Consider the following 22,987-nt stretch of genomic DNA (forward strand, 5'->3'; position numbering starts at 1 on the left):
GGTCAACGCCTAGCCGTCGACAAGGTCGAACGGCTGGCGTCGCGATGCCGCGAGTTCGCCAAGATCCAGTTCACGCTCAAGTACGTCATAGGTTTCGTCGTCAATGACGTTATCTCGCAGCATGCGCCAGAGCGCTGCGCGTTGCGTGCGGATTGTGCTCAGGCGCAGCGTGTCGACCGGGTTCTCCGATTGCCGGTATGGGCTTTGCAGAGCGATTTGTTCGAGGCGTAATTCTTCCCGTAAAAGTGCGGCGGCGGCGTCGCCGGCTTTGTCGAATTCGGCCTCCGCGACGGCGGTGAGCGCAAGACGCGCGCGCTCCAGTTCATCGCGTTGCGTCGTCTCGATGGGAAAGCGCAGCAGGCGGATCAGCGGCCCCAGCGTAATTCCTTGCACGATCAGCGTGCCGAGCACGACGGCCAATGCACTCAGCACAACCAGACCACGCTGTGGAAATGTCTCGGGTAATGCGAGGGCGGCGGCGAGCGTGACCATGCCGCGCATGCCGCACCACGATGCGACGATGCCCTGCTTCAACGTCGGCCCCGCGCCGTAGCCAAGCCAGCGATAGACCGGTTGCACCAGGCGGTTGTAGAGCATCACCCAGAGGATGCGCACGCCGACGACAGTTGCAAAAACCAGTGCCGCAAAACCAATGGCGTGATGCAGCTCGGAGTCGTCGAGCGTCTGCACGATCGCACGTGCCTGCAAACCGACGAACAAGAACGCGAGCACGTTCAACACAAATACCATAAGGTCCCACACGGCATAGGAGTGGATGCGATCGCGTGCGGCTTGCCGGTCGGATCGGCGTGCGACCGTCATTGCGGCGGCGACCATGGCAAGAATCGCGGAAAGACCGAGCTGATCGGCGAGTATCCATGTGCCGAACGTGATGACGAATGAAAACAGGATTCCACCCATCGTTCCGGCGAGCAACGGCATCGTGATAGTCGCCAGGCGTCCCATCGCCATACCGAGCAGCAAGCCACCAGGAATCGCCAGCGCCAATTGCGGAATAGCGCGCTGCGCATCGCTATCCATCGTGCCCATATGCAGCGCTACACTGAAGACAAACAACGCGACGGCGTCGTTCAACAAGCTCTCGCCTTTCAATACGGTGACCGTCGAACGCGGCAAGTCGGGTCGATCGAGCATTGCCGCTGCGGCGGCGGCATCGGGCGGGGCAACAATCGCGCCGAGCGCAATCGCTGCGGCCAGCGGCAGCCCGGCGTAGACAATGCCGACCCACGCCACCGCAGCGGTGGTCAGCAACACGGCGATCACGGCGAGCGCGAACAGCGGCAACCAATGACGGCGGATCGCGCGTGGCGGAAAATCGTAGGCTGCATCGAGAATCGCCGGGGCGATAAACAATGCCATGACCAGGCGCGGCTCGATCGCAATCGTCGGCGCGGATGGCAGCATCGCCACACCCAGACCCGCCACCGCGAGCATGGTCGGATACGGAATCCGCAGGCGTCGCGAAACCTGTAGCGACAGGATCGCCAGCAGCATCAGCATCAATACGCTTTGGAACAGCGCCATCGTGATCCTCGTGTCGGCCGGCTCTCGGGCGGATGAGGCTAGCACGGCCGCATTTCGGTGGTTTAGCCGCACCTCATATTTTTCTGCCTGGACGCGCGTTCACCGCCGGTTGGACCTGCATTGGTGCTGGCAGTGGCAACCTCGCCACCAGTGGCATCGTTATTTCTGCGAGGCGCTCATTATCCTGGCAGGTCACGGCACCGGTGTTGCCGCAAGCGATCGGTGACACGATTGACTACACCGTGAGCGCGAACTGGATGCGACCCGATATCAGGCCTTTGGCACTACAGCCGCGCGCGCAGCTTCGACCAGTGCATGTGTCGACGTCAGAAGAATCCGGGTTGCATCGTCGGTCGCAAGCAGTTCCGAGCTGACGAATGCGCCGTTGACCAGCAGAGCCAGTTGCGCGGCCAGGATATCCGGGTGGGCGACATCAAGCCGCCTGGCGATGGCAGCCAGGCGTGAGCGCAGCCCATGCATGTGCGCGCGCGCCACCTGTCGGGCAGGATGCTCCTGTTCTGCGAATTCGGCAGCGACGTTGATCTGCGGACAACCGCGATAATTCGAGCGCGACAGACGCTCACCGATCCAGCGCATGTGCGCCGCCAGTTCGTCGGCCGGATCATCCGAGTACTTGGCCGCGACATCGTCCCAGGTTGCCCAGAAGTCGATGTCCTCGCGCTCCAGGAACGCGACAACGAGATCGTCTTTGGTGCGGAAGTGTCGATACAGGCTGGTTTTTGCCACACCTGCGTGCTCAACCACCAAGTCGACGCCAACGGCGCGGACGCCCTGTCGATAAAAAAGAGCCGACGCGCATTGCAGAATCCGTTCACGCACATCCAGCGGGTTTTGCACAGGCTTCGTGGTCATGACGAGCAACTGATCAACTTCGGTATTGACATGGTACAGACCGTTCTGTAGCTTCGCAAGAACAGACAGGTCTGTAGCTATTACTGAGGATGATGATAATGAACAAAAACAGCACGTTCGTAGCCGTCTACGGCGCCACCGGCCACACCGGACGCTTCGTAATTGGCGAGCTCCTGCGCCGCGGGTTGCCCGTGCTCGCGGTGGGCCGCGACATATCAAGCGTTCCGGCGGGCGTCATCGCGCGGATCGCAAGCATTGACGATGCCGCGGCGCTGGATCGCGCGTTCGCCGACTGCGCCGTGATCATCAACTGCGCCGGCCCTTTCCTGGATACGGCGTCACCCATCGTTGAGGCTGCCCTGCGCGTGGGCAGCGCGTATCTGGATGTCACTGCAGAACAGGCCAGCGCACTTTCGATATTCGAACGCTACGATGAGCGTGCCCGCGCCGCTGGTGTTGCCGTCATTCCTGCCGCCGGTTTTTATGGCGGCCTTGCCGATCTTCTCGCCAGTGCACTGATTGGCCAGTACGCCGTCGATAACATGACCATTGCGATCGCGCTCGATCATTGGTGGCCAACCAAGGGGACGCGCAAAACCGGCGAGCGCAATCGAGTCCCGCGCGTCGTGCTGGAGAACGGCCGGCTCGTGCCGATGACGATCCCGGCGGCAAGGACGCAATGGACTTTCGGTGCGCCGCACGGCTTGCAGGAAATGGAAGAAATGCCTTTCAGCGAGATCATCACGATCTCGCGTCATCCGCAGGTACGTAATCTGCGCGCTTATCTCAACGTGGCGTCCCTGCGCGACGTGCGTGATGACGCGACCCCACCGCCGGTAGCCATCGATACCCTCGGGCGATCCGCGCAGAATTTCGTCATCGAGGTAGTCGCGCACGATGGTGCAGGTAGCCGTCGCGCCCTCGCGCGGGGACAGGACATCTACGCCGTGACGGCCCCGCTTGTGGTCGAGGCGGCAACACGCATGCTGCAGCCATCGTTCGTTCAAAGCGGTACGCTCAGCCTGGCGCAAGCATTCGATGCCGAAAACTTCCTGCGTTCCTTCAAGCCCGAACAGTTGATATTCGAGCTCAATGCGGCTTGATGCAAAGGCTCAACCCAACCACCCGAGGAGATATGTCATGCGACAAAAAGAACTGGCGGAATCGTTGGCTGCTCTGCATGTAAAAGGTAGCCCTCTCGTTCTTTACAACGCGTGGGATGCCGGCAGCGCCAAGGCCATCCGGCAGGCGGGTTCGCCCGCGATCGCGACGAGCAGTTGGGCTGTCGCCGCGGCGCAAGGGTACGACGATGGCGAGTCGATGCCGTTCGCATTCGTCGAGCAAGTTGTCGCTCGCATCATCGGCGCGGTCGATGCTCCTGTGACTGTAGATATCGAGGCAGGGTATAGCGATGATCCACAAGTTTGCGCCGGCAACGTGGCGCGGTTGATGGACTACGGCGCAGTGGGCATCAATTTCGAGGATCGCATCGTACGCGGGGGCGGTTTGCATGGTGTCGACGCACAGTGCGCGCGTATCGCTGCGATCCGAGCCATGGCCGATGCGCGTGGCGTGCGCCTATTCATCAATGCACGGACCGACATGTTCCTCGGCAGCGGCGTCAAGCCACCCGAAGGCATGACCGAAACGAAGGCGCGTGCCGCCGCCTATGCACGCGCGGGCGCTTCCGGCTTCTTCGTTCCCGGTCTGGTCGACTTGTCTGCGATTCGCGAATTGTGCAACACCACAGACTTGCCACTGAACGTGATGACGATGCCAGGGCTGCCTCATGCGCGTGAGCTGGCGGACGCGGGTGTTGCCCGCATCAGCTACGGGCCGGCCGCCTATTTGCTGGCCATGGAAGCCATACGCAATGCCGCACGTGATATCCGCGAAGCCCGGCAAGCCGCGTAAACACAACCTGTCGCGACCAACACATTGACGCCAGATTCCACACCATCACGGCGCACTACAATGGCGATCCGAATACCGCAGCAGCGGCGACTACCAAAGCGCAACAGATAAGCGCGCCGAACCAGGAGGTTCGGCGCGTGATTTTTCCAGACACAGCGCGCTCGTAAAGCGCGCGATGATTATTTCTGGTAGCCGAGCTGGGCGAGACAGACGGCGGCGAGGTCGAGCACCGGCTGGGTTGCGCGGTCGGCATCGGAAACCTGTCCATCGACCGAGTCCATGCACGGCAGGATTTCGGCGCCGATCGCGGCGTCCGTTTTGCCCTTGCGGTCGATCTCGCTACTCACGGCGGCGAGCACGAGCGGAACAACAGCGCTGCGCTCGGCCGGTGTCGCCGCGTGATATGCGGTGAGCTTGTCGGTGAGCGACAGGGTGGCCGCCTGAGCGGAGGAACCGAGCAGTACAGCAGCGACAAAAAAACCATAAGCAACACGTTTCATGCAAATCTCCTGGGGCGAATAAATGCGACCGACGACCAAGGGTTGGTCTTCGTAAAGGGTCGCCGCGAAGTATATCTTCTGGCGCAAGCCTCGCGGTGAGCAAATCTGATCTGGCACAACGCGCCGGCACGCATAAGCTGTCCTTGCGGGCAGATTAATCGGTGCGAGCAATCCTGAACGATGACACAGGTTCATCGGTCAAGCGTGACCCGAGACGTTGCCCTCGATCGAGTGCATGACAGTTCGACGCAGCAAAATACGTGAGCATTGGTAACCGCCATCTGCAGCCGGAATTTGACCGTGCCGCGGGGTTGGCGGCCACGTGTTGCATGGTATTGCGATCAACTTGGGGATTCAATTATGAATATCGAAATGAAAAAGAAGTTTTTGGTGCGGCTGCAGATGTTGCTGCTGTTGTTGTGTCTGGCATTGCCCGGCCTGGCTGCGGCGCAGTGCGAGACCAACGCGTTTGGTTTCTGCGGCGACTGTACCGCCGGCACGCCGTGCTGCGGTTACGGGCCGTGCAATTTTTTCTGCGGCAATTGTGACGGCGGCTGTCGGCATGGCCCGGCCACCGAAGGTAACCCGCAATGCATCGGCGTGAACACGACCGACAGCAAAGATGCCGGCATCGGCAAGGCGGTGCATGAGCACGGCGCGACGCCGCCAGCATCGACTGCCAAGGCCACACCGCAACTGGTCGGACGCGCATTGTTTGATTCGATCGATACCGATCACGACGGTCTGATCTCGCTCGCAGAAACCGAACAGTGGGTCAAGGCGACCGGACGGACATTGTCCAAGCAAGACATCAAACAAGGCTTCGATCGCACCGATCTGAACCACGATGGCAAGGTTCAACCGGCCGAGTTCGATCGCAATATCGATGCGCCGCCGCCCGCGCCGAAACCTGCTACTGCTCCCGTCACACAACACTAAATAATCGTGTCGTCGAGAGACGGCACACTTCGCAACAGCGGCGGCGCGTCGCGTTCGCGCGCCGCCGCTCGCTACGCCTAGACTGGGTCGATCTTCTGACAGGACCATGCGGTTGTTCCAATCACATCGCCGTAACCTTCGCTTCGACTACCCTTTCACCCTGTTCCGACGCAATCGCCGCCAGCTTTCGCCAGCGAGGAAATCCGATGAAACGCAGAGACATGCTGAAGTGGTCCGCCTCGGTCGGGGCGCTGAGTCTGCTCGGTGGCCTGTCGAGCGAGGTAGCGATAGCTGCGGTGCCTGTGCTACGACCGATGTTGCCGCAGAAGGTCAACCTGATTGCAGCGAGTTTGCGCCGGGTCGGGCTGGTGGCGCAGCAGGCGCAGTATGTGTGGACCGAATCGCATCTCGATCTGGCCGGTGTGCCGATGGGCGCGCTGCTGCCGCCGGCCGAAGCGCCGACACTCGAACATCAACTGCGCACCTCGGTGCTGGCGCTTGAGGCAGTCGAGAATCTCGCAGCGTCGATGTCGCCGAGCACGCTGGTCACGATCGATCAACAATTGTTGAACAGCCTCGGCATCCAGCTGAGCGCGCTACGGGCCAGTTTCAACAATCTTCTTGCTACCAACACCGGGCTGGCCACGCTGTCCGCCGCGACGCAGAATTTGCTGGGCGGTCTGCTCAACAGCGTCGGCATGATCGGCACCCAGCTCAAGCAGATTCATCACGGCTTGTTGGCGCAGGGTACGTTCGATCCACCGAGCAAAACCGTGGCGCAATACGATGCGTTGTTTGTCACTCTGCCGAAGCCGGCGGTCGCGCAGTATCTGCACGATGACGAGTTTTTCGCGCGCATGCGCGTCGCTGGCCCGAATCCAATGTTGATCCGCCGTGCGACTTCGTTGCCGGCGAAATTTCCACTAAGCGATGCGCAATACCGGCAAGTGATGGGCAGCAATGACAGCCTCGACGAGGCTCTCAGTACCGGACGTTTGTACCTGCTCGATTATGTCGATCTCGGCGGCTTGGCGCCGACAGGTCCGGTCAGCAAACCACTGACCGGAACCGGTTACGGTTATGCGCCGATCGCCTTGTTCGCGCGTCCAGTGAATGGCAGTTCGCTGCTGCCGGTGGCGATCCAGTGCGGCCAGGATCCGACCCAGAGTCCGATCTTTTTGCGCGCTGGCACAGCTGACGACAGCGCCGCGTATTGGTCTTGGCAAGCGGCCAAGACCGCGGTCCAGGTGGCGGATTTCAATTACCACGAAATGTTTGTCCACCTCGGCCGCACGCATCTGATGTCCGAAGCGTTTGCGATGGCAACGCAGCGCCAGCTCGCGGTGACGCATCCGCTGAACCGCTTGCTCGCGCCGCACCTCGAAGGCGCGATGTTCATTAACGAAGCCGCGACCGTGCTGATCATGGCGCCGTTGACCACTGGCGATGCGATCCTCGCCGCGCCGATGAGCACGTTGCAGGCCGAGTGCGGCCGCGATCGACTGGCCTACGATTTCTACGCCAACATGCTGCCGAACGATCTCGCTGCGCGCGGCGTCGACGACACCACGCGGCTGCCGGATTACCCGTACCGCGATGACGCTTTGTTGATCTGGGATGCGATCAGCGCATGGGTCAGCGACTACGTTGGCGTGTATTACCTCAGCGATGGCGATATCACCGGCGATTACGAGCTCGCCGCCTGGACAGCCGAGCTCGCCGGCAGTGGCAAGATCAAAGGTTTTGTCCCGATCACCTCGCGCAGCCAGCTGATCAGCGTCATTACTGCGATCATCTTCAATACCAGCGCGCAGCACGCGGCGGTGAATTTCGCGCAATCCGCGATCATGACCTACGCCCCGTTCAGCGCCGGCATGGGCGCTACGCCCGCACCGATCACGAGTGCTGCTGCATCGTCGACGAGCTGGTCGCAAATGTTGCCATCGACACTCTCGGCGCAGGAGCAGATCTTGCTGTTCCACATCCTCGGCGGCGTGTATTACCGCACGCTCGGTACGTACCTCGACAACGCGTTTCCGTACCCGCAGGTGCTGCTCGATCCCGCCATCGTTGGCCCGGGCGGCCCGCTCGATCGTTTCCGCGCTGCACTGGTCGGCATCGAAAGCACGATCACGCAGCGCAACACGACCCGCGCTGTGCCTTACGACTATTTGCTACCGAGCAAGATTCCATCGAGTACGAATATTTAGTGCGCAACGCCAAGTAAGGCAATGCTGAGACACGGATGGGGTCGCTTTTTCTGTAACTGGGTTACATCAAGTCATCACCCCGGTCTAATGCTCCATATCAGGAGCATCTCGCTCAGGCATTCGAAATTCGGGGAGCTGAACTACTCCCTCTATCCATTAAATCCATCACCGAAAATACGATCGCCGACATGCGCGGTGATCTGTATCTGCACGATCGGCTGGATGCCGTTCGAATTGCTGCCGATGTTGTTGAAAGACAGTAGCGTGGTGGCCGTATAGCTAGCCTTGAGCGAGCTCTGCGGCGACGGTGTGGTGAACGTGTAGGTGTAGCTGCAGCTCTGGCCGACACTGAGTGACGTCGGGCAGTTGCTGACAGCGTTGAACGGCGTATTCATCTGGCCGCCCGTGAAATTGGACAACGGATTGTCGCTGGTATTTGTGATCACGACGGGCACGCTCGCGCTGGTGCCGAACGCGACAGTGCCAAGGTCGACGGTTTGCGGCGTCACGCGCGCGAGGGTGCCCACGCCGGTTCCGGAAAATGCGTAGGGAACCACGTACTGGTCAGGGGGGGTAAAGAAAAATATATCTGTAGAGCCGGCATAGACCTGTTGTGCGCGCGCCAGAAACTGATAGTCGGTGTGGCAGGTCACGCCCGGTGCGAAGGTCGCCGTCATGCAGTCGGCTTCCGGGTGGCTGAACCCCTGGAATGGGCCGTTGTTGTCGTTGAATCCGCCGCCTGCGGTCGTGACATAGCCGGGCGAGTTGTTGCGATACAAAAATGGCACGGTCGCGGTGTGCCCGACCTTGATCCGGCCGAAGTCGATTCCGACCGGCCATGCCGCGACATTGGGCGACGGGAACGTCGCGACTCCGTTACCCTTGAGCGAGATCGGAAAATCCTGGCTCATCGACGTTGGTTGGCTGGTTGCGATAGTGATGTCAGCATTGGCCTGCGCAGGCCCGCTGACCGATGGCGTAAACGTGTAATAGACATGGCACGGGTCGACCGGAACGGTGGGCCCGCCGCAATCGGTACCGGCGTCAAACGTAGCGTTGCCCGCGCTGCCGCCAAGCTGTGTAATCGTGGCCTTGTGGGTATTCCTGATCGTCACCGGCACCATCACCTGCTGACCGATAAATGTATCGCCGAAGTCGATCGCCACCGGCGTGACCTCGACCAGTGCCTCGGTGCCGCTGCCCGAAAAATGCAGCTGCGCGATCTGAGTGATGCTGCCGGACTGCACCAGCACGGCGGTCGTTGTCGAAAAGGTAGTGCCACCGGCATCGGTCGGCGTGAACTTGATGGTCAGGTAGCAGCTGTCTCCGGCCACGATCATGTAGCTCTTCGATGCACACGTGGCCGAATCCATCGCAAATTGAGCGACGCCGTTGATGCCGGTGCTGGCGATGCTGACTGTGCCCGATGAGATGTTCTGGATCGTTATCGGCACCGAAACGGTATCGCCCATCTTGATCGCACCGAAGTCGACCGATACGGGGCCGATGTTGGCCAGCACCGGTTTCGGCGCTGTTTGCGCGAAGCCTTGCGTGGTTACGGAGAGCGCGCCGAGAACGGCGAAACAGCGGACAAGTGAGATCATCTTTCCTCCGATTGTGATTCATGCCATCGCGAGCGACGGCCGTACTGATTCGTGTTTTAACATCGATGGCGACGCGACAGATCGCAGCGCCTTGTGCGCTAACCGATGCGGCAGCGGTTTATTCCCGCCAAAACGTCTGGTTCGATATTCAACGTTTTCGCATCCAAAGGCGATAGTCACACATGAACAGTTTTCAAAGTGGATCTGCGCCGTTGTCTGATCGGAGCGGTGTCTGCGTCGCTGATGTCCAGGCAATAGCTATCCGAGGTATCAACGCCCTGCGAATGCGAAAGCTGGGTCACGGCAGTCCATAGCGAATGCATCTCGGTAAGACATTATTCCAGCTAAAAGGGAATTCACAGGGGATTCCGCGAATTTTGGCCACGGCATTAGAAAGACCAACTCGAGTGCGCTGCCTATTGGCAAGATTTACAAGTGATGATCGTCTGCGAATAAAATGCGTTCGGTTTCAACCCACCGGGCCACTTGCCAGTGGCCGCTTTTGCGCCGCTATTCGATGGGGCATGAGGGCAGCATCTGCTCCAAGTCGCTGCGAAAGATGACGTCCGCCGCACTCAGCACCGTCACCGTCAAGGGGGCTGCGTTGCTCGATGTGTTGTTGCCGTCACCGCTGTAGGCGGCCGTCAGGGAGTAGGTATCTTTGGTATCGGCACCTATCGACGCGAGCGTGCTTACCGTGCAGCTCGCGGCGCCCGAGCTCAAAGTGACACTGTTGCAGAGGACGGTCGCGCCGTTGTTGAAAGTTACACTGCCCGTAGGAGTTACCCCGCTTGCGGCGGCAGCCAAAGTGAACGGTTGGCCTCCAACAAACGTATTCATGCACAAGGTAGACAACGCCGTCGTGGTCGTGGTTTTGTTCACTACTTGCGATAGCGCCGTCGCGTTTGACGCCGCATTGTTCGCATCACCACTGTAGGTTGCGTTGATCGTGTGGGTCCCCACCGAAAGCGTGCTCGAAGCGCAGATCGCCAAACCAGAGTTCAGGGCAACGGCGCTGCACAACGTCGTCGTACCGTCCTTGAAGGTGGCTGTGCCGGTCGGGCTCTGACCGGTAACATTTACGCCAAACGTCACGCTTTGACCGAACGTGCTTGGATTGAGGTACGACACCAGGGTCGTCGTGCTTATGGCCTTGTTCACCACCTGCAATAGCACCGTCGAGGTCGACGTCAGATCGTTGGTATCGCCGCTGTAGACCGCGGTGATCGAGTGCGTCGCCGTCGACAGCGTGCTCGATGCGCAGGTGGCGATACCGGCGCTCAAGGCCACGACGTTGCACAGCGTAGTCGTATCGTCCTTGAACGTTACCGTGCCGGTCGGCACGCCAGTCGCTGGCGCCGTCGCGCTGACGGTCGCCGTGAACATCACATTCTGGTTGTAGTTACTGGGGTTGGCGGAAGAGGTAACGGTTATCGTCGTCGCTGCCTTGTTCACCACTTGCGACAGCGCCGTCGAGGTCGATGCCACATCGTTCGTATCGCCGCTGTAGACCGCGGTGATCGAGTGCGTCGCCACGGCTAGCGTACTCGATGCACAGGTCGCGACACCCGCGCTCAGTGCTACCGAATTGCACAGCGTTGTCGTACCGTCCTTGAACGTCACCGTGGCGGTCGGTACCCCGGTCGCGGGTGCCGTCGCGCTGACGGTCGCAGTGAACGTCACATTCTGGCTGTACAAACTGGGGTTGGCGGAAGACGTAACGGCTGTGGTGGTCGCCGCCTTGTTCACCAATTGCGATAGCGCCGTCGAGGTCGACGCCACATCGTTCGTATCGCCGCTGTAGACCACGGTGATCGAGTGCGTCGCCGCGGCTAGCGCGCTCGATACACACGTCGCGATACCTGCGCTCAGGGTCACCGCATTACATAGCGTTGTCGTGCCGTCCTTGAACGTCACCGTGCCAGTCGGCACCCCGGTTGCGGGCGCTGTTGCGCTGACAATTGCCGTGAACGTCACATTCTGGCCGAAGACACTGGGGTTGGCGGAAGACGTAACGGATGTTGTGGTCGCCGCCTTGTTCACCAACTGCGACAGCGCCGTCGAGGTCGACGCCGCATTGTTCGTATCGCCGCTGTAGATCGCGGCGATCGAGTGCGCCGCTGTGGATAGCGTGCTCAAAGCACAGGTCGCGACACCGCTGCTCAGGGTGACGGCGTTGCACAGCGTCGTCGTGCCGTCCTTGAAGGTTACCGTACCAGTCACCGGCAGCGTTGCGCTAACGCTCGCAGTGAATGTCACGCTCTGGCTGTACGTGCTGGGGTTGGCGGAAGATGTAACGGTTGTGGTGGTCGCCGCCTGGTTCACCATTTGCGACAGTGCCGTCGAGGTCGACGCCACATAGTTCGTATCGCCGCTGTAGACCGCCGTGATCGAGTGCGTCGCCACAGATAGCGTGCTCGATGCACAGGTCGCGACACCTGCGCTCAAGGTCACCGCATTACACAGCGTTGTCGTGCCGTCTTTGAACGTTACCGAGCCAGTCGGCACCCCGGTTGCCGGCGCTGTTGCGCTAGTGGTCGCGGTAAATGTCACATTCTGGCCGAAGACACTGGGGTTGGCAGACGACGTCACTGCCGTGGTTGTCGCGCCCTTGTTAACGGTATGTGTCGCTGTGTTCGTGGCCGTGTTGTTGCTTGCGTCTCCGTTGTATTTCGCCATCAACGTTTTCGAACCCGGCGTCGTCGAAGCAAGAACGCAGCCTGGTGCCGGCAGTCCGATCGTGCAATGAGCTATGCCGTCCGTCACGTCGATTGTCCCGGTGGGGACGTAGCCGCCGCTGGTACCGGCGAGCACCGAATACGACTGCCCTGGGACGGACGGATTGGGATTGCTGCTGCTGATCGCTACTGTCGGGCTACCCTTGACTACCACCGTCGCGCCAAACTCGTACGCGCCGAGGTCTGGAGCCGTTCCCGACACGCGCAAATACCCGCGCTGGTCGTTATGCGGCTGGCTCGTGGCGAACACGGCAGCGTTAATCGCTGGGCTCGCCGCTGCCAATGCCATCGTCTGCGTACCGCCGCCGTTGTTGGTCAGCGCGCTCAGTTGCGGATTGGTGGTGAATGGGAATGCCGGCAACGCCGGCGCGTTATTGGTACTGCTAGAGGTCATGACCAGGTTTTTGCCCAGCACTGCCGTGCTTTCCACGCTCTGATTGGCCAGCCCGCTTGAGACCGTTGCCGGTTGATCAACGATCAGGTCGCTACCGCCTATCGAGTTGGACAGGATGCTGTTCTCGAGCGTCAGCGACGCACTCGTGCTGCCGGTACTCGCCGCACCGTTGTAGGACAGCGAATAGATCGCGCCACCATTCGCGCTGCCATTGACGAAGGCTCCTTGGCCAGCAACAACCGTATTGGCGGCCAGGGTAGAAAACGTGACGAATACCGTACCGTCGAGATTGAAGATCGCGCCGCCCAACCCGCTTCCGCCAGCGCCGCCGAAGGCTGCGCCCGCGAAGCCGCCACTGGCGCTATTGCCAGTCAACGTCGAGTTGATCACGGTGAGAGTGCCTGCGTGATTAAAAATTGCACCCCCGAATCCGCCGCCGCCGCCGCCGTAGCCACTTGCATCGCCGTTACCCAAGCCGCCCCGAATCCGCCTGACCCTCCCTCTGCGGCCCCGCCGCCGCCAAATCCACCGCCCGCGCCGGACAAATTATATGCGGCGCCGTAGCCCCCGCCGCCGCCAAATCCACCATTCCCGCTGAATGCACTGCTGCCGTTGCCGCCACCGCCGCCGCCCACACCACCGCCCCCGCCGCCACCAGTTCCTGGGGCTACGTGAATGTTGGCGACTGAGCCACCAACGCCGAATTTGCCTCCAGCGCCCCCTGCCTGATTACCTGCGCCTCCTAGACCACCACCAAATCCACCACCGCCGCCGCCGCCCGCGGCGGAAGCACCGACCGGCCCATCCCCGCCGCCACCGCTGCCATCACCGCCAACACCCGCGGCACCCGCCAAAGCGCCGTTGCCTCCGGTTCCGTTGGTTTGACCGCCACCATCGCCACCGTCTCCTGCGGAGTCGGCACTTTGTCCCGTCCCATTTGTACCCCGCGGAACGGAGCCGCCCATTCCACCGCCACCGCCGGGAACCGCATCGGAACCCATGCCTCCCCCACCCGAGTCACTAGCTGAGCTAGCTCCGCTGCCACCAGTGACCGCGTTCGCTGACATGGTGGTGGCGTTCAAATTCAACGTGCCCTGATTGTAGATTGCCCCTCCCATTCCGGCGCCACCACCGCCCCGGAAGGTATCTCCTCCCCGTTGCACGCCGCCTGTCAGGGTAAGGTTGTGCAACGTCAGGTTGCCGGGGCCCGGCGTGTTATATCCGGGCGTGGCGGTGCCTTGCGGATTGGCGCCGATAAAAAAGAAACGCGAGCGCGGAGACGTGCCCGTCACGATAGTCAGCGTGGCACCGTTGCCTTCGATGAAAATCGTGCTGGCAATCGGCGGCAGCGCGTTCGGCCCGTACCAGAAATTGTCCGGACTGTCCGTGCTGAAACTGATCGCTGCGGCGGACGGCAGGTTAATTACGTTCGTGCCGGCCGAAGCACCCGTGCATGAACCAACGCCAACGGTGGTGGCTGCCGAATCCGACAGCGGATTGATTGTGGTCGCGCCGGCAGGCGTCGCGTCCGTCGGATTGTTGGCCAGATTCGCGGCGTAAATCGCTTGCCCGAGCGTGCAAGTAGAGCTCGAAGCCGCACCGGTAGCGGTGACGGAGATCGTCCCGGCATTTGCGGGCATGCAATAGCTCGCAAAAGCGCACACCGACACAAAACGCATAAATGAGCATGACATACGGCAACCCCCTCGAATTGAAGCAAAGTTTATTCTTGTCGGTGCGCAGGCGCACGCGATAGATGAGCGGCCGCAACACAACTCCCAGTTCGCGACACCGTAAATCGATCAAGGGCCGTCGTTCACATCGACGATGGAATGAATGCGGGATCCCGGGGTGGCAGCTGTTGCGCCTGTCGGCTATCGACCCGTCGGAGACATTTACGGCGCTTTCTTGGGACTTCGAAAAATGGGCGAAGCGGACATTGGAGATTTTCCAAAAATTTCTACTGCCGCGATCCGTTTCCATCCTCTGTTTCGTCCTTGGTGCGTCCCTAACGAAAGGAGTCGACCCATGCCCAACAAACCTGTCGTCCTTGTCAACGTCCTGAAAGTCGAATCAAAGCGGCAGGAAGCGCTGATCGCGCTCTTGAAGCAAAACATCGACACCGTGGTCCGCACCCTTGACGGCTGGAAAACGAGCCGGCTGATCGCCGCCGCCGACGGTGCGACTGTCGTCATCTACTCCGAGTGGGAGACGCCCGCCGCGTTCGAGGCGATGCGCAACGACGCACGCATGCAAGCCTGTTTCGCGAAGATCCTGGAATTGGCGAACGTCGACTCGATTGTGGGCGGGATCGTGCTAAGCGAAAGCCCGTGAGCAGAGGCCCGACAGCTTCTCTCACTCAAGTAGCAAAGGAAATCCGCAATGGCTCGAATGGTAGTAATTTACCGCACACCGAATAACGTCGAAGTATTTAACCAACATTATTTCGACGTACACATACCGCTAGCCAAGAAACTTCCGGGTCTCAGGAAATACGAGATCAGCTACGGCCCTGTCGCCGTACTTGCCGGATCGTCCGATGTCTATTTGATCGGGACGCTGCATTTCGACGACCTTGCGGCGATCAAAAAGGCATTCGCAAGCCCGGAGGGACAGGCGTGCGCAGCGGACCGCAAAGTTTATGCGCCCGACGATACGGGCGTTCAAATGTTCCTTTTTGAGGACAAGGAAATTTGAATCCGATCCGCCTTCGATCGCCGCGGTGGGCGAGGGCGGCAAATGCCGGCGAATCGGCCGGCAGCCGACGCTGGTCGCAAGACCGTAAAATCAAATAAAGAAGGATTGTGATGTCACTATCGAAAGCAGCTTTTGTCCTGGTTCACGGCGGTTTTCACAACCATTCGGTGTGGGACAGGATCACCCCAATACTCGAAGCTCAGGGCTTCGCAGTTTTGACGCTTGACCTTCCCGGCGCGGGGGTACATGCGGTAGCGCCAACGTCGCTTGGTTCTCGTCCGTTTGACCCCGACGCGTTCGCCGCCGAGCGCTCACCCATGGCCGGCGTTACGCAGGAGGAGCGCACAAAAGCGGTAGTCGCATTGGTGAAAGAAGCCGCATCGCTCGGCGACGGCAAAATCATCCTGGTCGGACACTCGGCCGGCGGGTTGACGATTTCGGCGGTTACCGAGCAGGTTCCGGAGCTGCTTCTCGCGGTGGTATACCTTTCCGGATTCATGCTGCCGAATGGCATGCCGTTGCTCGCGATGCTGCAGCATGAAACCATGTCTTCGGCGCTGGGGCGCGGGTTGTTCGTAGGCGACCCCGTCGCCACCGGCGCGACCAGAATCAATATTGAATCGACCGATGACGCCTACAGATCGCGGCTCAAAGCAATGTTTTATGGCGACGCGTCGGACGCAGAATTTGTGCATGCGGCGTCGCAACTTCATTGTGACGAACCGGTCGCCGGTGCCGTAACCCCATCGGCAATTACGCCTGGAAGATTTGGCACGGTGCCGCGTCATTACATCCGCTGCACACAGGATTACGCGATTCCGTTGGTCTGCCAGGATCACATGATAACGACGGTTGATGGCAGCATCGGCGGCAACACAACACTCCACACACTGGAAAGCAGCCACTCGCCATTTCTGTCACAACCGGCCGCCCTGTCGAAAATTCTCATCGACATTTGTGTCCAATCCTTGGCCGAACAGAGCGCGGAAGCGCTGTAGGGCTCGAACCATGAACACAGATGAATTCGAGAATTGTCTAAAAGCATTCCGGCCCCGGCTGCACCGCTACTGCGCACGCATGACGGGCTCGGCGGTCGATGGCGAGGATGTATTGCAAGACACACTGCTCAAGGCCCTGCGCGCGCGGGCCGACGGCACGGAGGTGGACAATTTCGAAGGTTGGCTGCTGCGCATCGCCCATCATACGAGCCTGGACTTTCTGCGCGGCAACTCCCGCAACCCGATCGTTCCACTTGTCGCAGACGCCGAAACGGCATCAATGCCCGAGGCTGATATTGTTGCTGTCAGCTTTCAGACCTTCCTGCAGCTACCTGAACTTCAGCGCTGCGCGGTGATCCTCAAGGATGTGCTGGGCTATTCGGTGGACGAGATCGCGAGCATCGCCGAATGTACGTCGGCAGCCGCAAAATCGGCGCTGCAACGCGGTCGCGTAGCGCTGCGGCAACTCGCGCAGGTGCCTGAAGATGCCCGCCTGCCGCTGATGTCCGACGCGGCCCGCAAGCAGATTGCAAGCTATGTTCATCTGTTTCAGATCGGTGATTTCGATGCAATTCGCGCCATGCTTGCCGACGACGTGAAGCTTGAGCTGGTAAACCGGCTCAAGCTTGAAGGCCGCGACAAGATTGGCGCCTATTTCACGCGCTACGCGGAAGTGGAGAAATGGCGGTTCGCCCTCGGTGCGGTCGAAGGGCAACCGGCGATGCTGGTCTTCGACAGCACCGGCCCGATGGAACGACCTGCGCATTTTGTCCTGATCGACTGGCGCGCAAGCCGGATTATCACGATCCGCGATTTCCTGTTCGCTGCGTATACGCTCGAAGCCGTAGATTGGGTGCGGTTAGGCTGAACTCTGTCACTGCAGCGGCGCGAGGTCGAACGCAAAAAACCGGTCGTTCTTCAGTTGCGCCGACCGGTAGATTCCAGGCGCTTGCCACATGCCAAGCACGGCGTCCGAGACGCAAAGGTGTCTACCATCAATCTGCTTCGGATCTTGGCACAGCGGAAAGACGTAGCGATCAAGGCTTACGGATTTAAAACACTGATTGGGCGGGCACGGCTCCGGCGCACGCCAGACATTGCCCGAGGGCGAACGGAGTGTCGGGCGGTTGGCAGACGCAATGACGGCGGTCTGCCCCAAGTAGTCATTTTCGTCATACCAATGTAAGCACCGTTGCCGCCCCAGCGTATGACAGCGGCGGATCGGCAAACCAACGTCAGAAGTCCAAACGAAACTGAGGCTCGATTCGGGGATCTTCTCGGCCACCTTGTCGAGCCCGATCTGTTGCAGAAAAGGTTTGAGTGTGCCCGGGTAACGGCTACTGCTGGTGGAATTCCGCCGCACCGCGGGCAGGGCTGCATCGAGTGCGGCGAGTTTTTCGATGTCGGCAAGCTTCGCCAATTCGAAGCGCCAAGGTCCTTTCGGCCCCGCGATTTGCCGATCCAGTTTGATTGTGTAGTCTTCGATCAGGTTGTAACGATTCACGAACGGATGCGCGCCGTAGTCAAGGCCGTTCCACCACAAAAGCTGGGTCTGCGTATCGAGAATGACGTTATCGGGCAGCCATTCCGGCAGGATTTTTGGCAGCGTGCCCATTTGCGCGCGCTCGTAGTGGCTGTTCTGTTTCCGATAAACACTATCGGCCACGGAGTCGCGCAAGTGCGGATCGTCCACGCTTATACCTGCGGGCGGAAAGTGCAGCGCACATTCCGCGGTGAGCCGCAGCGCTTGAATCTGGATCAGGTGATAACGATAGAAAAATCGTCGAGATCTTGCGAGTCCTGGCGCGTGAGATAACGGCGGGGCAAAATCACCGTGCTGAGATAACGGTCCAGGATCGACTCGCCCGATTTGAATTGGGCCGTGAGGTCGTGCGGGATATTCTGGAAGGGCGTGCGCTGACACGTGCTGCCAAATTCTGCCAAAGCGCGGTCTCGGTCCAGCTTTGCGCGCTTCGCATCGCGCCCCATTCGCTCGGCATTGAGAACGCTGGCTTCCTCACACGCAAGCGTCTCAAGATTGTGCGTGCCGTTCTTGACCGGGTTGACGTAGTTTTTGGCCAGAGTGGCGCTCAGATTACGAAGTTCTACGGCGTTGATCTGCTCGCTTAGCTGACTGATCCGCTCGTCCAGTGCCTTGAGCTGACCTTCGATCTGGCGCAACTGTCGGGATAACGCGAGGAACCGGTTGTACTGCTCATCCATGCCAAGCCGTCGCGTGATCACTCCTTTGATATGTCCGGCTACGAGGCCAGCCACCCATTTGCCAATTCCGATAGCAACCAGCGGCACCGCAGCCGAGGCGACCGGCTCGGTTCGTTCGCCAGCGATCCCGATGCCGCATTCGGTTGCCGCCCCAGCTAAATCCTCATCGTGAAGCAGCAGGATGGCATTGCCATCATCGGCTGCAGATTGAGCATGCAGCGGCGCGAGTGCCAAGAAAAATACCGCAAGAGCCAGTGCTGGTACGAAGACCAGCGATTTTAACGATCGCATTTGAACCCTCCCCCGAATGGTTTTATGCATATGCGTCGCGTTCGACGCGATGTCGATTCTACGCCGCTGATCTGGGCGAAGTAAACAGAGAGCAACGCTGGTGTACTGGTGAAAGAAATTTGTTCAACTGGCCAATTGGAGTCTCTGCATCCCGTTGGGCAATTATGCCCATACGCCTTGTCGCGAAAAATCAACCCAGCAAGCGGGATGCCAAGTCATCTATTCGGGGCGCTAGCATATAGACTATGCCGTTAGATCTTCAGTTTGGCGCTCAGTACGCTTGACAGAGGAGGTTATGCGTGCAAATTCAAAAGCTTTATTCATCTGAGTGGCTTCGATTTTTTTTGTCTCGGCGGTTTCTGCCAGCGGGTTAAGGAATTCCCAGCGCTTTGTCGGCAGGTTCTGCGACTTCACTTTCTGCATTTGCATTAACGACTTCATGATTTGCCCCGGAGTTGGTATCTGATTCTTCGATGTCTATTAACACACAGGTTTCAAGCTGGTTTGATACGATGTGCCAGATTAGATCGCAAAAAACCTTCTCGGAAGAACTCAGGTGTGAAACTTTATTGAAAAGTTCCACAGCTTCTTTTCTATCAATTACGAAACTGTGGGATGGATAATCACTTATAAGGCGCTCAAGAGCACCTTCTTTTAAAATATTCCGATATTTATTCAATCTCTGCCCATATTCATAGGCGACGCGAGTAGCGCGCTGCATTTCACCTAAGCGCATTGGGTCAATTTGCGCAAATAGCGGCGCGGCGATCCCGGACGCGACTTGACTGGCAAATTCAGCACAAAGTTTAGTAGATAGTCCAAATCCTCTGCTCTCCACCAAGATTCGCTGAAAAGTGGTTTGAGTGTGATTTGTGACGGTTTGTAGTGCCTGCATTATATCTAGGCCGGAGCTATTTTCTTCCAATTCGGAGGGCTTACGGACTTGAATGTCCAAAGGGCCAAGCTCACCGAGATCGCCAATAGCAAGCTCATCCGCGGCAATCGTGATAAGCGTTCCCGCGCTCTTGCAGAAACTTGGGATAACTACTCTTACGTATTCATAGTGATGTCTCAGGCACCGGGCGATGCGATAACCTGCATTCGGATCGCCGCCGTAAGTTGTGAGCACTAGCGTGCATGATTTGCTTTTCTTAAGCGGGCCGGAAAGTGCCGTCGACAGTTGGGTATGAAGGCTCCGCGAAATGCCGTGGCTGATTACGATACAGTCCCGTTGGCCATGTTCGGCTACAACGGCTTCGACTGCAGCTCTTAACTTAGCTTCGAAATCTGTCATGCGCCACCCATGCTCACGATTGTCAGAGTATTGCACGGGCCAGCATGGCTGACCAAGGTTAATACGCTGGTTCTCGTTCCGACCGCGATAGTGAAAAGATTAGCCGCGAACTCACATTCTGTCCGCAGTTTGTAAGCAATTCTTGTCCATAGCTCGGTCTGTTGGCCAAGATATGGGTGAAAGAGTTACCCATATCTTGGCACTCTGCCTATGGAGCCCCCGGTAGGCGTGTGCTCTGATCAGCTTCCTCTCGCGCACCTCGGCGCGTCTGGCCACCGGCAGCGCCCTGGGCGCTGTGCGTGCAGTAGCGGGGAAAGTCGCGGATTGGACTTGAGTGGCGTCCCACCTGGATTCGAGCCGTGTTCGCTACCTTGAAAGAGTGGCTTCCGACGGCGCGATGGATCAACCGGAAGTCCGCTTCTGGCCGATAGCAGACCTACGAAATCGACAGTCACGTTCTGCGCAGCTATCGGTGTTTATACCGATAGGCCCGCATCGCCCTCCACGACCGTTTGCCGCATCCGCGGCCTTTCGCCGGCTTGCCACAGCGGCACTTCGTGGCGGACGCGGTAGCGCAGCGGGCCGCCGTCCGCGCTTGTGGCGCGCTCGATCGGCCGCGGAATGCAGACGAACTCGGTCACCATCGTGCTGGCGTCGACACGCACCGTGGCGTAGCCGTGCCCTCCCGCGTCGACGAAGGTCAGGTGCGGAGCCAAGTCGGGATTGCTCACCGCGTGCGCCTTTTGCAAATCGCCGCTGCTGGCGAATTCCAGCGCTGAGCGCACGCCGTGGTGCAGCAGCAAGTTGGCGGTGCACTGCGGTGGTCCGCCACCCGGATTGGCGACGTACAGCGGGCGCAACGGATTGTCTGCTTTCAGGTTGTGCTCGTTGGCTTCGGCCATGCCCGGGGAACTGATCGAGCCGCCTACGAAGGTGACGCCCACGGGCTCGAACGCGGCGGGTGGCAAGGCTTTCGCTGCGTAGCCCGCCCAGAAGCTGTGGCGATCGCCGGCGACGATCGCAAAGCCCGTAATGCCCGCATCGCGCACGGCATCGAAGATCTCGGCGCGCTCGTGGTACATGCCGCCCCAGTCGCTGGTGGCCATGAGGCCATAGCCTGCGCCATTCCATTTGCCAAGTGCGGCCGGAAGATTCTGCGGATCGACGCGCCAGTCGGGTGTTCCCAGCGTATTGCCCCAGATCTTCCAAGTGGCCTGCGCGCTACGCAGACGTTCGAGAAACCAGGCTTTCTGCTTCGCGCCCAACATTGACTGCGCGGCTTCGCCGGCGCGGTAATTGGCCACGCTCTTGTCACCGAAGCTTAGCTTCGCCGGTGGATGGCCATTGGCGAAATCGCGGCCGGCGTCGAGCTGCGCCCACAATTCCTCGGGAACAAAACCCAGCTTGTCTTCTTCGAACAGCGGGTTGATTTCGTCGTGGTTGCCCGGATCGCGCGAGCGGTAGCTGCGCTGGTCGGTGACGATCAGGTCAATGTGCCGACCCCAGCGCAAGGCGCGATAGCCGATCAGACTATCGATCGCCGCGAGATTGTTGGGCTCGGTTCCCAGGCCGGCGTCATCGAAATCCTTAACCAGCGTGTCGACCACATGCGGCGCATTGAACGTGTCGAGCTTTGCGCCCGGCGGCAGGACGCGTGCCGGTTGGTATTCGAACCAAGCTTGGTTCGCGGCGACCTTGAGCGTCTGCGCGGGAACCCAGCCCTCGGTGCCAGGGAATTCCTGGATAGACTGCCAGCCCTGCCAGGAGAATTCGTGGTTGTCCCAAATCGCCACGAAGGGCCAGCGCGCGCGTGCATCCTGCAAATCCGGGTCCTGCAGGTAGGCGTGGTAGAGGGCGCGATAGTCCTCCAGCGAATCCGGCACCCAGAAGCGATTCTTGGCGACGATCTTGCCCTTCGGAAACTTGATCGGGAATGTGATCAGGCGGTCGTAGCGATGGCCGTCCTTGACCTGATCAGGGTACTGCACCACTTCGTAGACGAAGTCACCCAGATGCAGCACGAAGCCGAGCCGTTCGTCCGGCGCCGCCCGTTCGTCTTCAAAGATCATTCTGCGATAGGCGTTCATCGCGCCCTCCGGGAGGCTCTGACAACTGACGAAGGCGAAGCGCGACGGCCGCGGATCATCAGGGCTCGGCGCCGTCAGCGTGCGGCCGATCCGGCTGCCGTTGCCCTCGTCGTCCACAAAGCGATACCAATATTCGTGCGCCGCCTGAAGGTGGCCGACGAGCACGCGGCAGGTCCAGTCGGACTCGGCCTGCACCCGCGCTGCCGTCTTCGCGATCACACGCGTGAACGCTGGATCGTCCGCTACTTCCACCAACAGGGTGGCGCTCTTGCGCCCATCCGCATACGGGCGCCGCGTCCAGAGCAGGACGCTGTTGTTGTCGGGATCGCCTGACGCAACGCCTTGCGGATACAGGTCGCGGCGCTCGCGCCAGCCGCTCGATGACGGGCGGACAGCGGCGCAGCCCCAAGCCAGCGAGGCGCCCAACGCGATAGAGAGCTTCAGAAACTGTCGGCGGCCACTGATTGGCATGTCGTTCTCCCGATAGCGGATCGCTATGATCAATGTGCCGAAAACTAGACCCGATCGCGGGCTGCGGAGCGTGCCAAAAGTATCGTGAGGCAATATCCGCAAGCCGGCGACGATAGCGAGGGGGAGAATGCCAGCTTCCGTAAATTCAATTTGTCAGGCGCACGTCGTGACACAGGGCTGCGCGCTGTTGATTTTCACATTCGAATGAG

General features: G+C 59.9%; 18 protein-coding genes. 8 read left to right on the forward strand and 10 right to left on the reverse strand.

Going from position 1 to position 22,987, the window contains the following annotated elements; all coding sequences use genetic code 11:
- Window positions 1-9: 9 nt before the first annotated feature.
- Window positions 10-1,545 (reverse strand): cation:proton antiporter, encoded by a 1,536-nt coding sequence (locus ELE36_RS00715; RefSeq protein WP_129831275.1) that lies wholly within the window; start codon window positions 1,543-1,545, stop codon window positions 10-12.
- A gap of 270 nt (window positions 1,546-1,815) precedes the next feature.
- Window positions 1,816-2,418 carry a TetR/AcrR family transcriptional regulator gene (locus ELE36_RS00720; RefSeq protein ID WP_129836525.1) on the reverse strand — a complete coding sequence of 201 codons (603 nt, stop codon included), beginning with the start codon at window positions 2,416-2,418 and terminating at the stop codon, window positions 1,816-1,818.
- A 98-nt stretch (window positions 2,419-2,516) separates the two neighbouring features.
- Here ELE36_RS00720 and ELE36_RS00725 point away from each other — a divergent pair, with 98 nt between their 5' ends.
- The gene (locus ELE36_RS00725) at window positions 2,517-3,521 is read left to right on the forward strand and encodes a saccharopine dehydrogenase family protein (RefSeq protein ID WP_207215832.1); all 1,005 of its coding nucleotides are present in this window, start codon (window positions 2,517-2,519) and stop codon (window positions 3,519-3,521) included.
- A 37-nt stretch (window positions 3,522-3,558) separates the two neighbouring features.
- Window positions 3,559-4,332, forward strand: coding sequence for an isocitrate lyase/PEP mutase family protein (locus tag ELE36_RS00730; RefSeq protein WP_129831277.1), 774 nt, complete (start codon window positions 3,559-3,561; stop codon window positions 4,330-4,332).
- Window positions 4,333-4,511: 179 nt separating this feature from the next.
- Here the strand turns inward: ELE36_RS00730 and ELE36_RS00735 are convergent, their stop codons facing one another.
- Complete coding sequence (locus ELE36_RS00735; RefSeq protein WP_129831278.1) at window positions 4,512-4,832, reverse strand: hypothetical protein; 321 nt, start codon at window positions 4,830-4,832, stop codon at window positions 4,512-4,514.
- A gap of 372 nt (window positions 4,833-5,204) precedes the next feature.
- On the opposite strand from ELE36_RS00735, the gene ELE36_RS00740 reads away from it, so the two are divergent.
- Window positions 5,205-5,771 (forward strand): EF-hand domain-containing protein, encoded by a 567-nt coding sequence (locus ELE36_RS00740; RefSeq protein ID WP_165371410.1) that lies wholly within the window; start codon window positions 5,205-5,207, stop codon window positions 5,769-5,771.
- Window positions 5,772-5,977: 206 nt separating this feature from the next.
- On the forward strand, window positions 5,978-7,981 hold the full coding sequence (locus tag ELE36_RS00745; protein WP_129831280.1) for a lipoxygenase family protein: 2,004 nt from the start codon (window positions 5,978-5,980) through the stop codon (window positions 7,979-7,981).
- A 149-nt stretch (window positions 7,982-8,130) separates the two neighbouring features.
- Here the strand turns inward: ELE36_RS00745 and ELE36_RS00750 are convergent, their stop codons facing one another.
- The 3 genes from ELE36_RS00750 to ELE36_RS20910 all read right to left on the reverse strand — a co-directional run bounded on the left by ELE36_RS00750 (window position 8,131) and on the right by ELE36_RS20910 (window position 14,357).
- Window positions 8,131-9,585, reverse strand: coding sequence for a choice-of-anchor D domain-containing protein (locus ELE36_RS00750; RefSeq protein ID WP_129831281.1), 1,455 nt, complete (start codon window positions 9,583-9,585; stop codon window positions 8,131-8,133).
- A 510-nt stretch (window positions 9,586-10,095) separates the two neighbouring features.
- On the reverse strand, window positions 10,096-13,107 hold the full coding sequence (locus tag ELE36_RS00755; RefSeq protein ID WP_129831282.1) for a beta strand repeat-containing protein: 3,012 nt from the start codon (window positions 13,105-13,107) through the stop codon (window positions 10,096-10,098).
- Window positions 13,104-14,357, reverse strand: a complete 1,254-nt coding sequence (locus ELE36_RS20910; RefSeq protein ID WP_165371411.1) for a hypothetical protein — start codon at window positions 14,355-14,357, stop codon at window positions 13,104-13,106. Before ELE36_RS20910 ends, ELE36_RS00755 begins: the two co-directional genes overlap by 4 nt.
- Before the next feature lie 388 nt (window positions 14,358-14,745).
- Here ELE36_RS20910 and ELE36_RS20220 point away from each other — a divergent pair, with 388 nt between their 5' ends.
- From ELE36_RS20220 to ELE36_RS00790, 4 genes are all read left to right on the forward strand, one after another.
- Entirely contained in the window at window positions 14,746-15,051 is a 306-nt protein-coding gene (locus ELE36_RS20220) for a putative quinol monooxygenase (RefSeq protein ID WP_165371412.1), read from the forward strand.
- Window positions 15,052-15,099: 48 nt separating this feature from the next.
- Window positions 15,100-15,414: an EthD family reductase gene (locus ELE36_RS00780; RefSeq protein WP_129831285.1), complete on the forward strand. Its 315-nt coding sequence runs from the start codon at window positions 15,100-15,102 to the stop codon at window positions 15,412-15,414.
- A 110-nt stretch (window positions 15,415-15,524) separates the two neighbouring features.
- Complete coding sequence (locus tag ELE36_RS00785; RefSeq protein WP_129831286.1) at window positions 15,525-16,412, forward strand: alpha/beta fold hydrolase; 888 nt, start codon at window positions 15,525-15,527, stop codon at window positions 16,410-16,412.
- Between the two features lie 10 nt (window positions 16,413-16,422).
- Window positions 16,423-17,280 (forward strand): sigma-70 family RNA polymerase sigma factor, encoded by an 858-nt coding sequence (locus tag ELE36_RS00790; RefSeq protein ID WP_129831287.1) that lies wholly within the window; start codon window positions 16,423-16,425, stop codon window positions 17,278-17,280.
- Window positions 17,281-17,286: 6 nt separating this feature from the next.
- Here ELE36_RS00790 and ELE36_RS00795 read toward each other — a convergent pair whose 3' ends face one another.
- The 4 genes from ELE36_RS00795 to ELE36_RS00810 all read right to left on the reverse strand — a co-directional run bounded on the left by ELE36_RS00795 (window position 17,287) and on the right by ELE36_RS00810 (window position 22,778).
- The gene (locus tag ELE36_RS00795; RefSeq protein ID WP_129831288.1) at window positions 17,287-18,105 is read right to left on the reverse strand and encodes a hypothetical protein; all 819 of its coding nucleotides are present in this window, start codon (window positions 18,103-18,105) and stop codon (window positions 17,287-17,289) included.
- A 65-nt stretch (window positions 18,106-18,170) separates the two neighbouring features.
- Entirely contained in the window at window positions 18,171-18,926 is a 756-nt protein-coding gene (locus tag ELE36_RS00800) for a hypothetical protein (protein WP_129831289.1), read from the reverse strand.
- Between the two features lie 370 nt (window positions 18,927-19,296).
- A complete protein-coding gene (locus tag ELE36_RS00805) occupies window positions 19,297-20,220 on the reverse strand; it encodes an SDH family Clp fold serine proteinase (RefSeq protein ID WP_129831290.1) in 924 nt (307 codons plus the stop codon).
- A 476-nt stretch (window positions 20,221-20,696) separates the two neighbouring features.
- Window positions 20,697-22,778, reverse strand: a complete 2,082-nt coding sequence (locus ELE36_RS00810) for an alkaline phosphatase D family protein (RefSeq protein WP_129831291.1) — start codon at window positions 22,776-22,778, stop codon at window positions 20,697-20,699.
- Window positions 22,779-22,987 lie beyond the last annotated feature (209 nt).

The organism is Pseudolysobacter antarcticus (assembly GCF_004168365.1).
Lineage (GTDB): Bacteria > Pseudomonadota > Gammaproteobacteria > Xanthomonadales > Rhodanobacteraceae > Pseudolysobacter > Pseudolysobacter antarcticus.